The sequence below is a fragment of the Agromyces sp. CCNWLW203 genome, assembly GCF_036576125.1.
GTDB lineage: Bacteria > Actinomycetota > Actinomycetes > Actinomycetales > Microbacteriaceae > Agromyces.
Map to the genome: position 1 here is coordinate 176,091 of NZ_JAZHYX010000006.1, position 13,623 is coordinate 189,713.

13 protein-coding genes are annotated in these 13,623 nt (G+C 69.2%); 1 reads left to right on the forward strand and 12 read right to left on the reverse strand.

All coding sequences use genetic code 11. From position 1 onward, the window contains the following. Positions 1–50: 50 nt before the first annotated feature. The gene (locus VPH61_RS14665; RefSeq protein WP_332064249.1) at positions 51–716 is read right to left on the reverse strand and encodes a TetR/AcrR family transcriptional regulator; all 666 of its coding nucleotides are present in this window, start codon (positions 714–716) and stop codon (positions 51–53) included. A gap of 105 nt (positions 717–821) precedes the next feature. Between VPH61_RS14665 and VPH61_RS14670 the strand changes: the two genes are divergently transcribed. Beyond that, complete coding sequence (locus VPH61_RS14670) at positions 822–1,880, forward strand: App1 family protein (RefSeq protein ID WP_332064250.1); 1,059 nt, start codon at positions 822–824, stop codon at positions 1,878–1,880. Positions 1,881–1,901: 21 nt separating this feature from the next. Here the strand turns inward: VPH61_RS14670 and VPH61_RS14675 are convergent, their stop codons facing one another. From VPH61_RS14675 to ftsZ, 11 genes are all read right to left on the reverse strand, one after another. Then, entirely contained in the window at positions 1,902–2,954 is a 1,053-nt protein-coding gene (locus VPH61_RS14675) for a quinone-dependent dihydroorotate dehydrogenase (protein ID WP_332064251.1), read from the reverse strand. Positions 2,955–2,994: 40 nt separating this feature from the next. Then, positions 2,995–3,468 (reverse strand): transcriptional regulator NrdR, encoded by a 474-nt coding sequence (nrdR, locus tag VPH61_RS14680; protein ID WP_056008298.1) that lies wholly within the window; start codon positions 3,466–3,468, stop codon positions 2,995–2,997. A 43-nt stretch (positions 3,469–3,511) separates the two neighbouring features. Further along, on the reverse strand, positions 3,512–4,819 hold the full coding sequence (hisD, locus tag VPH61_RS14685) for a histidinol dehydrogenase (RefSeq protein ID WP_332064252.1): 1,308 nt from the start codon (positions 4,817–4,819) through the stop codon (positions 3,512–3,514). A gap of 57 nt (positions 4,820–4,876) precedes the next feature. After that, positions 4,877–8,410 (reverse strand): DNA polymerase III subunit alpha, encoded by a 3,534-nt coding sequence (gene dnaE / locus VPH61_RS14690; protein WP_442879109.1) that lies wholly within the window; start codon positions 8,408–8,410, stop codon positions 4,877–4,879. Between the two features lie 86 nt (positions 8,411–8,496). After that, positions 8,497–9,417 carry an RluA family pseudouridine synthase gene (locus tag VPH61_RS14695; RefSeq protein WP_332064254.1) on the reverse strand — a complete coding sequence of 307 codons (921 nt, stop codon included), beginning with the start codon at positions 9,415–9,417 and terminating at the stop codon, positions 8,497–8,499. Next, positions 9,417–10,052: a signal peptidase II gene (gene lspA, locus VPH61_RS14700; protein WP_332064255.1), complete on the reverse strand. Its 636-nt coding sequence runs from the start codon at positions 10,050–10,052 to the stop codon at positions 9,417–9,419. The genes VPH61_RS14695 and lspA overlap by 1 nt, the downstream gene beginning before the upstream one ends. Further along, positions 10,042–10,740 carry a DivIVA domain-containing protein gene (locus VPH61_RS14705; protein ID WP_332064256.1) on the reverse strand — a complete coding sequence of 233 codons (699 nt, stop codon included), beginning with the start codon at positions 10,738–10,740 and terminating at the stop codon, positions 10,042–10,044. Before VPH61_RS14705 ends, lspA begins: the two co-directional genes overlap by 11 nt. Before the next feature lie 115 nt (positions 10,741–10,855). Continuing rightward, positions 10,856–11,173, reverse strand: coding sequence for a YggT family protein (locus VPH61_RS14710; RefSeq protein ID WP_332064257.1), 318 nt, complete (start codon positions 11,171–11,173; stop codon positions 10,856–10,858). Positions 11,174–11,179: 6 nt separating this feature from the next. Then, complete coding sequence (locus VPH61_RS14715) at positions 11,180–11,656, reverse strand: cell division protein SepF (protein ID WP_332064258.1); 477 nt, start codon at positions 11,654–11,656, stop codon at positions 11,180–11,182. A 33-nt stretch (positions 11,657–11,689) separates the two neighbouring features. Then, positions 11,690–12,382 carry a YggS family pyridoxal phosphate-dependent enzyme gene (locus VPH61_RS14720; RefSeq protein ID WP_332064259.1) on the reverse strand — a complete coding sequence of 231 codons (693 nt, stop codon included), beginning with the start codon at positions 12,380–12,382 and terminating at the stop codon, positions 11,690–11,692. After that, complete coding sequence (gene ftsZ / locus VPH61_RS14725; protein WP_332064260.1) at positions 12,379–13,575, reverse strand: cell division protein FtsZ; 1,197 nt, start codon at positions 13,573–13,575, stop codon at positions 12,379–12,381. The genes VPH61_RS14720 and ftsZ overlap by 4 nt, the downstream gene beginning before the upstream one ends. Positions 13,576–13,623: the final 48 nt, after the last annotated feature.

Consider the following 13,623-nt stretch of genomic DNA (forward strand, 5'->3'; position numbering starts at 1 on the left):
ACGTGTCGAGGCAACGAGCGCCACGCGGCGCGTCGGCCGCCGACGACGGATCAGGCCGCGGTGCTCGCGCTGCGCGCCGCGCCGAGGTGCTCGGCGAGGTAGTCGTGCACGAGGCGCTTCGCCTCGGCGAGGTAGCGGTCGTCGCCGGCCTCGTCGCGTTCGAAGGCGCGGCTGATGAGCGCGTCGCCGAGCTCGATCGAGACGCCGAGGCGGAACCGCAGTTCGGCGAGGTCGAGTCCGTCGCCGCCGAACTCCGCCTCGATGAGACGGGCCAGGCGGTGGGCGAGCTCGGGCTCGATGTCGCCCTCGGGAGTTTCACGGCGTGCGGCGTGCACGACGCTGAAGCCGGGCTCATCGCGGTACATCGCGGCGCAGGCGTCGATCGCCACGTCCATGAGGTGCCACCAGTTGGCGAGGTGGATGTCGACGAGGTCGTCGGCGACGCGTTCGCGGAAGCGCCGCACCGAGCGCTCGCGGAGTGCGTAGAGCACGGCGACGCGGTCGGGGAAATAGCGGTAGACCGTGCCGATCGAGGCACCGGCGCGCTCGGCGACCATCTGCGTGGTCAGTCGCTCGAACCCCGACTCGTCGACGATCTCCGCCGCGGCGTCGAGCAGCGCGTCGAGGCGCTGCGTACTGCGTCGCTGGGTCGGCTCGGTGCGGATCGAGCGTCTCCGGCTCGGATCGGCCCCCAGGATCAGGTCGACATTCGGCACGGAACCTCCTCAGTTGCCCGTCCACTCTACCCGGCGCAGCGCGGGTGATCCGACCACCTTCCGCTCGTTTCGCGGCTCGGCGTCGGCGCATGACAGACTGAGTGGATGCCGGCGAGCTCCCCCCTTCCGGCCGGACAACGAGAGCGCCAGGTCCGGCATCGTGCCGCGCGCCTCGAAGACTGGGTCCACGACCTGCGTGAGCGCTGGGCGCGACGACGCGGCCACCGGCCGACGATCGTGCCCTACACCGGCTACGGCTCCACCGAATGGGCGCGAGTGCTCTGCCGCGTACTGCTCGCCAAGCCCGTCGACCCCGATGAGACGTCGAAGCGCCGCCGGCGTCGGGGCGAACAGGGTATCCGCGGATGGCGCAGCTTCACGAGCGTGCCCGTCGGCGGGGTTCCCGTGGTGATCGAGGTCGGCGGCACGCGCATCGAGGTGCTCGCCGATCGCGGCGGCGTCGTCGACACGAAGGTGCCCGTCTTCCTCGAGCCCGGATGGCATCGCGCGACGCTGCACACCGAAGGGTCGGAACCGGTCGAGGCGCCGATCTGGATCGTCGGCCCCGACGTGCGGTTCGGCATCATCTCCGACGTCGACGACACCGTGATGGTCACGGCGCTCCCCCGGCCGCTCGTCGCCTTCTGGAACACCTTCGTGCTCGACGAGCACGCGCGCATCCCGACGCCCGGCATGGCCGTGCTGTTCGAGCGCCTCGTCCGCGCCTACCCCGGCTCCCCGGTCATCTACCTCTCGACCGGGGCTTGGAACGTCGCACCGACGCTCACCAGGTTCCTCTCACGCAACCTCTACCCCGCCGGCCCGCTGCTGCTCACCGACTGGGGGCCGACGCACGATCGCTGGTTCCGCAGCGGCCGCGAGCACAAGCAGGAGAACCTGCGGCGCCTCGCCGAGGAGTTCCCCGACGTGCGCTGGCTCCTCATCGGCGACGACGGCCAGCACGACGAGGAGCACTACGAGCGGTTCGCGCTCGAGCACCCCGACAAGGTCGCCGCCGTCGCGATCCGCCGCCTCTCCAAGGGAGAGGCGGTACTCGCCGGTGGGCGCACCAAGGGCGAGCAGCACGACGCCGGCGTGCCGTGGGTGTCGGCGAACGACGGCTCGACGATCGCCGACCGGCTCGCCGAGCTCGGCGTGCTCTGAGGCTCGAGCGCGGCCTCGTGATTACGCGGCGACGGCCGAGCGACGGCTCCGGGCGAACTTCGCGAGGCCGCGGTTGACCTGCCGGGCCCAGAACGGGCCGCGGTAGATGAACGCCGAGTAGCCCTGCACGAGCGTGGCTCCGGCGTCGAGCCGGTTCTGCACGTCGGCAGCGGTCTCGACGCCGCCGACCGAGACGACGCAGAGCTCTGCCGGCACCTGGGCACGGATGAGTCGCAGCACCTCGAGCGACCGCGCGGCGAGCGTGGCTCCCGAGAGTCCGCCGGCACCGATGGCATCGACGACGGATGCGTCGGCCGCGAGCCCCTCGCGGGAGATCGTGGTGTTCGTGGCGATGATGCCGTCGAGGCCGAGGCGCTCGACGAGCTCGCAGATGCGAACGATCTCAGCATCGTCGAGGTCGGGCGCGATCTTCACGAGGAGCGGGGTGTCGCCGGCGATCGCCCGCACGGACTCGAGCAGGGGCGCGAGCGAGTCGATCTCCTGCAGGCCGCGCAGCCCCGGGGTGTTCGGGGAGCTCACGTTGACCACGAGGTAGTCGGCGAACGGCGCGAGCACGCGGGCGCTCCGCTCGTAGTCGGCCACCGCGTCTTCGACGGCCGTGACCCGGCTCTTGCCGATGTTGACGCCGAGCACCGGGCGGTCGCGGCGACGCGACAGCCGCGAGAGACGGCCGGCCGCGGCATCCGCACCGCCGTTGTTGAAGCCCATGCGGTTCACGAGCGCACGGTCGCCCACGAGGCGGAACAGCCGCGGACGAGGGTTGCCCGGCTGTGCCACCGCCGTGATGGTGCCGACCTCCACATGCCCGAACCCGAGGTTGCCGAGGCCGCGCACCGCGAAGCCGTCTTTGTCGAATCCGGCAGCGACGCCGAACGGCGACGGAAAGCGCAGGCCGAGCGTCTCGACGGCGAGCGAGGGGTCGGGGGCCGTGAATCGCTCCACGAGCTTGCCGACGCCGAGGGTCGGCAGTGCTCGGATGACGCGGAACGCGAGGTGGTGCGCGTCTTCCGGGTCCATGTGGGAGAGGAAGGCCGTGAAGAGAAATCGATACATCGCGCCTCAGGCTACCGGAGTGGGAGCGACCGGGCCGACCTCACTCGACCGGTCGTGCGGGCAGTCGACCGTGCTCCTCGCGGAGCTGGTCGATCGCCGACTCGAAGTCGTCGAGCGAATCGAAGGCCTGGTAGACGCTCGCGAAACGGAGGTACGCGACCTCGTCGAGCTCGCGGAGCGGCGGGAGGATCGCGAGGCCGATGTCGTTCGCCTCGATCTGCGAGGCACCCGTCGAACGGATCGTCTCCTCGACCTTCTGCGCGAGCACCGCGAGATCGGAGTCGGTCACCGGGCGCCCCTGGCAGGCCTTGCGCACACCGAGCACGACCTTTTCACGACTGAACGGCTCGACCACGCCGGAGCGCTTGATGACGACGAGGCTCGCGGTCTCGGTCGTCGAGAATCGGCGCCCGCACTCGGGGCACTGGCGGCGACGCCGGATCGAGAGCCCGTCATCGCTCGTGCGGGAGTCGATGACGCGGGAGTCGGGGTGACGGCAGAAGGGACAGTACATGGTGCTTCCAGCCTAGCGGCGGCGCTCGGCTCGCCCAGCTCGCTCAGCTCGGGAAGCGGGCGGTGACGGCCTCGCCGTGCGCGGGCAGGTCCTCCTCGGTCGAGAGCGCCGCGATCACCGGGGCCACCTCGCGGAGCGCCTGCTCGTCGTAGCGCACGACCTGCTGGGGGCGGAGGAACGTCGCCGCCGAGAGACCCGACGCGTGTCGCGCCTGGCCGCCGGTCGGCAGCACGTGGTTCGATCCGGCCGCGTAGTCGCCGAGGCTCACCGGCGAGAAGGAGCCCACGAAGATCGCACCGGCGTTCTCGATGCGCGCGAGCGTCGCGTCGACGTCGCGCACCTGGATCTCGAGGTGCTCTGGGCCGAAGGCGTTCGCGAAGTCGGCGGCCTGCTCGAGGTCGTCGACGAGCACGAGCGCCGACTGCACGCCGTCGATCGCCTCGCGCACCCGCGCACTGTGCTTCGTGGCCGCGACGCGCGCCTCGAGGCGCTCGGCCACCCGCGCAGCGAGCTCGGGCGAGTCGGTGACGAGCACGGCTGCGGCGAGCTCGTCGTGTTCGGCCTGGCTCACGAGGTCTGCCGCGACGAAGTCGGGGTCGGCGCTGTCATCAGCGATGACGAGGATGTCGGTCGGCCCCGCCTCGGCATCGATGCCCGTGACGGCCTGCACGACCCGCTTGGCCGCGGCGACGAAGACGTTGCCCGGACCCGTGACGCGCTGCACGGGCTCGAGGCCGATGCTCTCGACGCCATAGGCGAACGCGCCGATGGCGCCGGCGCCGCCCATCGCGTAGACCTCGGTGATGCCGAGGAGGGCCGCGACACCCGCGATCGTCGGGTGGATGCGGCCGCCGAACTCCGACTGCGCCGGCGAGGCGAGCGCGATCGAGCGCACTCCCGCGACCTGGGCGGGCACGACGTTCATGATCACGCTCGACGGGTAGACCGCCTTGCCACCCGGCACGTAGAGGCCGACGCGCGAGACGGGCTGCCAGCGCTGCTCGATCACGGCGCCCGCCGCGAGCCGGGTGGTCTGCGGCGCGGGAACCTGCGCCTCACTCGCGGCACGGACCCGCTCGATCGTCTGGAGGGCAGCCGCACGGATCTCGGGGGCGAGGCCGTCGAGCGCGGCCGCGAGCTCGCCCGCCGGCACGCGAACCCCCGCCGGACGCACGCCGTCGAAGCGCTCGGCCTGGTCGAGCAGCGCCGTCTCGCCGTGCTCGCGCACGTCGTCGATGATCGAGCGGGCGGCGTCGAGCGCCGCGGAGACGTCGGTCGCGGCCCGCGGAACGAGGGCGAGGAGCCCTGCGGTCGTCGGGCGGGTTCCACGGAGGTCGATGGTGCGCAGCATGATGGCTCCAGACTACCGAGCCGTCACGGCCGGCGCCCTCGAGTCACCGCGCCGGCGTCACACGAGGCAGTTCGGGCCGAGCAGGCTCTTCAGCTCTCCGTAGAGGTCGGCCGTGACCTTGACCGGGTACTGCCCGACCTCGAAGACGCGGCCGATGCGGCCCTTCGTCAGCGTGATCCTGACCTCGGTGTCCCCGCGGTGACGAACGAGCACGTCTCGGAGCGCCTCGGTCGTCTCCTGCGTCGCCCGCTGGTCGGGCAGCGTGATCCTCACGATGCCCGACTCGTCGTCTTGGCCGATCTCGGGCGTGAACACGCTGTAGGCGTGCAGGTTCATGCCGTCGTCGCGCATGCTCACCCGACCGCGAACGACCACGATCGAGTCGGCCTGCAGGCCTGGCGCGAACTCCTGGTACGCCTTGCCCATGAACATCACCGTGATCTCGCCCGAGAAGTCCTCGACCGTGATCATGCCGTACTGGTTGCCCGACGCCTTCGCGATGCGGTGCTGCACGCTCGTGACGAGACCCGCGACCGTGACGGTGTCGGCGTCCTGCGTCGAGTCCGAGGTGGTGAGGTCGAGGATCGACGTCGACGCGTGCTTCGCGAGCTGCACCTCGAGCCCGTCGAGCGGGTGCTCCGACACGTAGAGGCCCAGCATGTCGCGTTCGAAGGCCAGCTTCTGCTTCTTCGGCCACTCGGGACGCGCGGGCACGAGCGACGGCGCGGCATCCCGCTCGTCGTCGTCGAAGAGGCTGTCGAAGTCGAAGCCGAAGTCGCCGACCTCCTCGGCCCGCTTCTCCTTCACAACCGACTCGACCGCGCCCTCGTGGATCTCGACGAGCGAGCGACGCGTGTGACCGAGCGAGTCGAACGCGCCCGCCTTCACGAGCGACTCGACCGTGCGCTTGTTCGCGACCGGCAGCGGCGACTTCTTCAGGAAGTCGTGGAAGGACTCGAACCGGCCCTTCTGCTCGCGGGCGGTGCGGATCGCGTCGACGACGTTGAAGCCGACGTTCCGCACGGCGCCGAGTCCGAAGCGGATGTCTTCGCCGACGGCGGCGAAGTAGCCGATCGACTCGTTGACGTCGGGCGGCAGCACCTGGATGCCCATGCGCCGGCACTCGTTGAGGTACAGCGCGAGCTTGTCTCGCGCATCGCCGACGCTCGTGAGCAGCGCCGCCATGTACTCGGCCGGGTAGTGCGCCTTCAGGTACGCGGTCCAGTAGCTCAGCACGCCGTAGGCGGCCGAGTGCGCCTTGTTGAACGCGTAGTCGGAGAACGGCAGCAGGATCTCCCAGAGCTTCTGGATCGCGGCATCCGAATAGCCGTTGGCCTTCATGCCCCCTGAGAAGCCCTCGTACTGCTTGTCGAGCTCGGACTTCTTCTTCTTGCCCATCGCGCGGCGCAGGATGTCGGCCTGGCCGAGCGAGAACCCGGCGACCTTCTGCGCGATCGCCATGACCTGCTCCTGATAGATGATCAGGCCGTAGCTCGTGTCGAGAATCTCCCGGAGCGACTCCGCGAACTCGGGGTGGATCGGCGTGATCTCCTGCAGGCCGTTCTTTCGCAGCGCGTAGTTGATGTGCGAGTTCGCACCCATGGGGCCGGGGCGGTAGAGCGCGATGACGGCCGAGATGTCTTCGAAGTTGTCGGGCTTCATCTGGCGCAGCAGCGATCGCATCGGCCCGCCGTCGAGCTGGAAGACGCCGAGCGTGTCGCCTCTCGCGAGCAGGTCGTACGCGCCCTGGTCGTCGAGCGCGAGGTCTTCGAGCACCGGGCGGTGGCCGCGGTTTGCCTCGATGTTGTCGAGGGCGTCGTCGATGATCGTGAGGTTTCGCAGCCCCAGGAAGTCCATCTTGATGAGGCCGAGGGACTCGCACGCCGGGTAGTCGAACTGCGTGACGATCTGTCCGTCTTGCTCGCGCTTCATGATGGGGATGATGTCGACGAGCGGATCGCTCGACATGATCACGCCGGCCGCATGCACGCCCCACTGGCGCTTCAGGTTCTCGAGGCCGAGGGCCGTCTCGAAGACGGTCTTCGCCTCGGGGTCGGTCTCGACGATGGCCCGGATGTCGGAGGCCTCTTTGTATCGCGGATGCTTCGTGTCGAAGATGCCCGTGAGCGGGATGTCTTTTCCCATCACGGCCGGCGGCATGGCCTTCGTGAGCTTCTCGCCCATCGAGAACGGGAAGCCGAGTACGCGGCCCGAGTCCTTGAGGGCCTGCTTCGCCTTGATCGTGCCGTAGGTCACGATCTGCGCGACGCGCTCGTCGCCGTACTTCTCGGTCACGTACCTGATGACCTCGCCGCGACGACGCTCGTCGAAGTCGACGTCGAAGTCGGGCATCGAGACGCGGTCGGGGTTCAGGAACCGCTCGAAGATGAGTCCGTGCTGCAGCGGGTCGAGGTCGGTGATGCGCATGGCGTAGGCAGCCATCGAGCCGGCGCCCGAGCCACGACCGGGGCCGACCCGGATGCCGTTGTTCTTCGACCAGTTGATGAAGTCGGCGACGACGAGGAAGTAGCCCGGGAAGCCCATCTGCAGGATGACGCCGACCTCGTAGTCGGCCTGCTTGCGCACGTCGGCCGGGATGCCGTTCGGGTAGCGCACCTCGAGGCCGCGATCGACCTCCTTCACGAACCAGGTGTCTTCGCTCTCGCCCTCCGGCACCGGGAACCGGGGCATGTAGTTGGCGCTCGTGTTGAACTTCACGTCGGCGCGCTCGGCGATGAGCAGGGTGTTGTCGCAGGCCTCTGGGTAGTCGCGGAACACGTGCCGCATCTCGGCGGCGGTCTTCAGGTAGAACTCATCGGCATCGAACTTGAACCGGTTGGGATCGTCGAGCGTCGAGCCCGACTGCACGCAGAGCAGTGCGGCGTGACTCTTGGCATCGGCGGCGTGCGTGTAGTGCAGATCGTTCGTGGCGACGAGCGGCAGTGCGAGGTCTTTCGCGAGCCGGTGCAGGTCCTCCATGATGCGGCGCTCGATGCCGAGCCCGTGATCCATGATCTCGGCGAAGTAGTTCTCTTTGCCGAAGATGTCGCGGTAGTCGGATGCCGCCTTCACGGCCTCGTCGTACTGGCCGAGCCGCAGGCGCGTCTGCACCTCGCCCGACGGGCAGCCGGTCGTCGCGATGAGCCCCTTCGAGTACATCGACAGCAGCTCGCGGTCCATGCGCGGCTTGAAGTAATAGCCTTCGATCGAAGCACGGCTCGAGAGGCGGAACAGGTTGTGCATGCCCTCGGTCGTCTCCGACAGCAGCGTCATGTGCGTGTAGGCGCCCGAGCCCGAGACGTCGTCGCCGCCGCCGTTGCCCCACCGGATGCGGGTCTTGTCACCGCGAGCCGTGCCGGGCGTGATGTAGGCCTCGGTGCCGATGATCGGCTTGATGCCGGCGTCGGTCGCCTGCTTCCAGAAGTCGTATGCACCGAACACGTTGCCGTGGTCGGTGATCGCGACGGCGGGCATGCCCTCGCCCTTCGCGGCCTGGATGAGCTCCCCCACCCTCGCCGCGCCGTCGAGCATCGAGTACTCGCTGTGCACATGCAGGTGGACGAAGGAATCGGTGGCCACTGGGCTCCTCATCGGGTACGGCGAGTGTGTTTCGGAGGTCTTCGAAAAGTCTACGGCGACCGGGTGACGCCCGGCCCCGGCCACGCGAGCGTTCTGCGTCAGTCGCCGCGGAGCACGTCGAGCGCGTGCGCGAGGTCGGCGGGATACTCCGACACGAACGTCGTCCACCGGCTGTCGGCCGGGTGGGCGAAGGCGAGCTGCTTGGCGTGGAGCCACTGCCGCTCGAGGCCGAGCTTCGCCGACAGGGTCGGGTCGGCTCCGTACATCGAGTCACCGGCGCACGGATGCCGCTGCGCCGCCATGTGTACTCGGATCTGGTGCGTGCGACCGGTCTCGAGATGCACCTCGAGGAGCGAGGCGTAGGGGAACGCCTCGATCGTCTCGTAGTGCGTGACGGCGTGCTTGCCCTCGGCGGTCACCGCGAACTTCCATTCGGAGCGCGGGTGGCGGCCGACCGGGGCGTCGATGGTGCCGGCGAGCGGGTCGGGGTGGCCCTGCACGACCGTGTGGTAGATCTTCTCCACCTCGCGGTCGTGGAACTGGCGCTTGAGCTCGGTGTAGGCGCGTTCCGACTTGGCGACGACCATGAGGCCGCTCGTGCCGGCGTCGAGCCGATGCACGACGCCCTGGCGCTCCGAGGCACCCGACGTCGAGATGCGGAAGCCCGCAGCCGCGAGCGCGCCGACGACGGTCGGCCCGGTCCAACCCACCGACGGGTGTGCGGCGACGCCGGCCGGCTTGTCGACGACCACGAGGTCGTCGTCGTCGTGGATGATGCCGAGGTCGGGCACCGCGATCGGGTCGATCGTGAGGCCGCGCGGTTCCTCCCAGCTCACCTCGAGCCAGGCGCCGGCTCGGAGTCGGTCGGACTTGTCGACGGATGCCCCGTCGAGCGAGACACCGCCCGCCGAGGCGATGTCGGCCGCAAGGGTGCGCGAGAACCCGAGCAGCTTCGCGAGGCCGGCGTCGACGCGCGCGCCCTCGAGACCGTCGGGAACGGGGAACGAACGGTGCTCCATCAGGCGCCGGTCGCGGCTTCGCGGAGCGGAGGAACGTCGCCCTCGACCGCAGCCGCAGGCGTCTCGGACGACGCCGTCTGGGGCTCCGCCGAATCGGCGGCATCGCGCTTCGCCGGCCGCACCTCTCGCGAGCCGTCGAGGCCGATGCCGCGAATCGTGAGGATCATGAAGAGCACCATGCTCGACACGATCGCGATGTCGGCGATGTTGTAGATCGCCGGGATGAGCCACGGTGTCGAGATGAAGTCGACGACGTGGCCGAGTCCGAACGACGGCTCCCGGAAGAGCCGGTCGGTCAGGTTGCCGAGCACCCCGCCGAGCAGGAGCCCGAAGACGACGGCCCAGGCGATCGAGCGGATGCGACGTGCGAACCACACGATGAAGGTGATGACGCCGGCCGCGAGGATCGTGAAGATCCAGGTCATGCCGCTCGCGAGCGAGAATGCCGCACCGGGATTGCGCACGAACTGCCACTGGAGGAGCGTTCCGAGCACCGGCACGATCTCACCCTCGGTGAGGTTCGCGACGACGAGGAACTTGCTCAGCTGGTCGAGGCCGTACGCCGCGATTGCGGCGCCGGCCACGACCAGGAGGGCGGTGGTGGAGCCGACCTTCGCGGCCGGCTCAGCCTCCAAAGCCCTGGAACGTCGGAGCCGGCTGCTCGGCAGGCAGGCCCGATGCGCCCATCGGCGACGAGAAGCCCTGGTTGCCGGTCACCTGCACCGGTGCTGCGGTGTCGAGCTCACGGAGCTGGCCCTCGATGTAGTTCTTCAGCTTCGCGCGGTAGTCGCGCTCGAACACGCGGAGTTCGTCGACGCGCTTCTCGAGCGCGACGCGCTCCTGGTCGAGCACGCCGATCTGTGCACGCTGCTTGGCCTCGGCCTCGGCGACGACGCGCGCCGCAGTGGCGTGGCCCTCGGCGATGAGCGCATCGCGCTTCTCGACGCCCTCGCGGACGTGCTCCTCGTGCAGGCGACGAGCGAGCTGCAGGAGGTTCGTCGTGCTGGTCTGCTCGTCGAAGTCCGCCTGCTGCGACACGGGCTGCTGCTGCATCGGCACCGCGACCGTGGGCGGCGGGGCCGCCGGCTCGGTGTAGACCGCGGCAGCTGCCGGCGCAGCGGCGGCGGGTGCCTTGGCGGCCTCCGACGCGCGGGCCTCGGCCGCGGACAGCCGCTGACGCAGCTCCTCGTTCTCCCCGTTCAGTCGACGAAGCTCCACCACGACCTCGTCGAGGAAGTCGTCGACCTCGTCTTGGTCGTAGCCTTCCCGGAACTTCGTCGCCTGGAAGCGCTTGTTGACCACATCTTCCGGAGTTAGCGCCATGGCTTTCCACCCTCAAATCTGTCGAACTGTTCGATCACGTTCAGCTAACGGTAGCAAAGACATCCTCGGAGTCGTGAGTTCCGATCGTCTCGACCTCATGCCTCGCAGCAGATCATCAGCCGGGCATGGCCGCTGCCTGCTGCAGAAACGACACTACGGTCATCGCCACGATCACGACGAGCATGGCAAGACTCCACCCCAGATCCAGTGCGACCTGGCCGATGCGGATCGGCGGAACGAGCCGCCGGAAGAAACGCACGGGCGGATCCGTGAGGCTGTAGACGGCCTCGACGACGATCAACCAGGCGCCGCGAGGGCGCCACGAACGGTTGAAGGTGCGCACGAGATCCAGTACGAACCGCCCCCACATCACGAAGAAGTAGATGAGCAGCAGCAGGTAGAGGATGTTCCAGACGACGAGGAGCGCGCCCACGACGGGCTACGCGTGCGTGAAGAACGACGCGTCCACGTCGCCTTCACTCTCGCCGGTCTCCCCCGAGACGACCACGTGCGCGGGCGAGAGCAGGAAGACCTTGCTCGTCACTCGCTCGATCTTCCCGTAGAGGCCCTGCGAGAGGCCGCTCGCGAAGTCGATGAGACGACGCGCGTCGGCATCCGACATCTGCGAGAGGTTGATGATCACGGGGACGCCCTCACGGAACGACTCGGCGATCACCTGCGCGTCACGGTACTGACGCGGGTGGACGGTCAGGATCTCGTTCATCTCCGCCTGCGGTGGTGTCGGTTGGACATGGTTCTTGCGCAGCGGCGTGACCGATGCACCAGCCCTCGGTGCGGGCGCCGCGTTCGCGACCGGGGTCACCGGTGCGGGCGCGTGGGCCTGCGTGGTCTCCTCTTCGAGCTCTTCATCGGCGAGTCCGAGATAGACCATCGTCTTCTTGAGCGGGTTCGACATCGCTGCCTCCGTCTGTGTTCCGTCTCTTCGAGGTTAACCGGCGACCGGCCGATTCCCGGTGATTGCCGTTCCGATTCTCAGGTGTGTCGCACCCTCCATGATCGCGTCGCGAAAATCGTGCGACATCCCCATGGACAGATCACGTGCGGTCGGGTCGAGCTTCTGCACCCGCTCGGACATCGCTCGCACTCGTGCGAACGCCGGTCTCGCGGGCTCGCCGAGCGGGGCGACCGCCATGAGGCCGCGCAGGCGCAGCCCCGGCGTCTCGAGCACGCGCTCGACGAGCGCCTCGAGCCGGTCGGGCGCGACGCCGCCGCGACCGGGATCGTCGGTGAGGTTCACCTGCACGAAGCAGTCGACGGATGCCTCGTCGGAACGCAGCGCATCGACGAGCGCCTCACGGTCGACCGAGTGGATCGCCGAGGCGTAGGCGCGCGCCTGCCTCGCCTTCTTGCTCTGCAGCTGGCCGACGAAGTGCCAGCGCAGGTCGAGGCCCGCGAGCTCGGCAGCCTTCGCCTGCGCCTCCTGGTGCCGGTTCTCGCCCACGTCGCGCACCCCGAGCTCGGCCAGCTCAGCCACGAGGGCCGCCGGGTGGAACTTCGTGACGACGATCGTCGTGATCTCGGCAGGGTCGCGACCCGCGTCGCGCGCGGCATCCGACACCCGACCGGTCACCTCGGCGAGGCGCCCGGCCAGCGAGTCGGCGGCCGGCGTCGCGTCGCTCACTTCAGGAAGTCGGGGATGTCGAGGTCGTCGTCGTCGGCGTCGAACGCGGGGTCCGAGACGATCTGGTCGGCCGTCGCCGACTCGACCTCGCCCCAGTTCGCCGTCTCGACGAGCTCGTCGATGTCGATCTCGGCGATGACGTCGGCCGCCTCGCTCGAGATCACGCCGCTGCCGGCGCCGACCGCTGCACCGACGGCGGCGGGCACGAAGTTCGTGCGACGCGCCTCGACGGGCTTCGCGCCCGGCTCGCCGCCGTCGAAGCCGGCGGCGATGACCGTGACGCGCACCTCGTCGCCGAGGGTGTCGTCGATGACGGCGCCGAAGATGATGTTCGCCTCGGGGTGCACGGCCTCCTGCACGAGTCTGGCGGCGTCGTTGATCTCGAAGATGCCGAGGTTCGACCCGCCCTGGATCGAGAGCAGCACGCCGTGGGCGCCGTCGATCGAGGCCTCGAGCAACGGACTCGCGACGGCGAGCTCGGCCGCCTTGATCGCGCGATCGGCCCCCCGCGAGGAGCCGATGCCCATGAGTGCGGAGCCCGCGCCCTGCATGACGGACTTCACGTCGGCGAAGTCAAGGTTGATGAGGCCGGGCGTGGTGATCAGGTCGGTGATGCCCTGCACACCGGCGAGCAGCACCTGATCGGCCGTGGCGAACGCCTCGAGCATCGAGATGCCGCGGTCGCTGATCTCGAGCAGGCGGTCGTTCGGCACCACGATGAGGGTGTCGACCTCTTCCTTCAGGCGGGCGACGCCCTGCTCGGCCTGGGTCTGGCGACGCTTGCCCTCGAAGCCGAACGGCTTCGTGACGACACCGATGGTGAGCGCGCCGATCGACTTCGCGATGCGGGCGACCACGGGAGCACCGCCGGTGCCCGTACCGCCGCCCTCGCCGGCGGTGACGAAGACCATGTCGGCACCCGCGAGCGCCTCCTCGATCTCCTCGGCGTGATCCTCGGCGGCACGGCGGCCGACCTCGGGGTCCGCACCGGCGCCGAGGCCGCGGGTGAGGTCGCGCCCCACGTCGAGCTTCACGTCGGCGTCCGACATGAGCAGCGCCTGCGCATCGGTGTTGATCGCGATGAACTCGACTCCGCGGAGCCCGAGTTCGATCATGCGATTGACGGCGTTGACACCGCCGCCGCCGATCCCGACGACCTTGATGACAGCGAGGTAGTTCTGGTTTGTCGACATGACCGGCCTTCCGTGCGAACTCTGAACCCTGAACCTCTAGTCGAAGGT

What these genes read in the sequence shown, in the direction of transcription:
- VPH61_RS14670 (WP_332064250.1), top strand. Translation starts at nt 822, where the DNA reads ATGCCGGCGAGCTCCCCCCTTCCGGCCGGACAACGAGAGCGCCAGGTC.
- VPH61_RS14675 (WP_332064251.1), bottom strand. Translation starts at nt 2,954, where the DNA reads ATGTATCGATTTCTCTTCACGGCCTTCCTCTCCCACATGGACCCGGAA.
- nrdR (WP_056008298.1), bottom strand. Translation starts at nt 3,468, where the DNA reads ATGTACTGTCCCTTCTGCCGTCACCCCGACTCCCGCGTCATCGACTCC.
- hisD (WP_332064252.1), bottom strand. Translation starts at nt 4,819, where the DNA reads ATGCTGCGCACCATCGACCTCCGTGGAACCCGCCCGACGACCGCAGGG.
- dnaE (WP_442879109.1), bottom strand. Translation starts at nt 8,410, where the DNA reads ATGAGGAGCCCAGTGGCCACCGATTCCTTCGTCCACCTGCATGTGCAC.
- VPH61_RS14695 (WP_332064254.1), bottom strand. Translation starts at nt 9,417, where the DNA reads ATGGAGCACCGTTCGTTCCCCGTTCCCGACGGTCTCGAGGGCGCGCGC.
- VPH61_RS14705 (WP_332064256.1), bottom strand. Translation starts at nt 10,740, where the DNA reads ATGGCGCTAACTCCGGAAGATGTGGTCAACAAGCGCTTCCAGGCGACG.
- VPH61_RS14715 (WP_332064258.1), bottom strand. Translation starts at nt 11,656, where the DNA reads ATGTCGAACCCGCTCAAGAAGACGATGGTCTATCTCGGACTCGCCGAT.
- ftsZ (WP_332064260.1), bottom strand. Translation starts at nt 13,575, where the DNA reads ATGTCGACAAACCAGAACTACCTCGCTGTCATCAAGGTCGTCGGGATC.